This is a genomic window from Bifidobacterium felsineum (assembly GCF_002802915.1).
GTDB classification, from domain to species: domain Bacteria; phylum Actinomycetota; class Actinomycetes; order Actinomycetales; family Bifidobacteriaceae; genus Bifidobacterium; species Bifidobacterium felsineum.
Window position 1 is genome coordinate 1 of the sequence record NZ_PEBJ01000013.1, and the last position, 507, is coordinate 507.

A 507-nucleotide genomic window follows, 5' to 3' on the forward strand; every position below is an offset into this window, starting at 1 on the left:
GCTTGGGAACAGCGTAAGTTGGGTGAACTCGCCGATATCGTTGGGGGTGGTACGCCAGATACAAATAATGCTGATTATTGGGATGGTGATATTGATTGGTATTCGCCAGCTGAGTTAGGCGACCAAATATACGCTGATGGAAGCGTGCGTCGAATAACAGAAGCTGGTTTTAGCAACTGCTCCGCGAGAATGCTGCCAGCGGGCCAAACAATTCTTTTTACAAGCCGCGCAGGCATCGGAAACACAGCAATACTGCGTCATGCTGCATGCACGAATCAGGGGTTCCAATCTCTTGTTATTGGCATGCACGCAGATGTCTATTTTGTTTACTCAATGAGCAATCGAATCAAGAAATGGGCTGAGGAAAAAGCCTCGGGTTCAACTTTTCTTGAGATTTCAGGTAAGCAGCTTGCCTCGATGCCAATATCGATGCCATCGCTTATTGAGCAGCAGGCCATCGGCAGTTTCTTCTCCCGTCTCGATTCCCTCATCACCCTTCATCAGCGT

The 507-nt window shown here is 48.5% G+C and carries 1 protein-coding gene; it reads left to right on the plus strand.

Annotated elements, in window-relative coordinates:
* A partial coding sequence (locus CSQ86_RS09650; protein WP_100494927.1) for a restriction endonuclease subunit S occupies positions 1-507 on the plus strand: 507 nt, incomplete at both ends.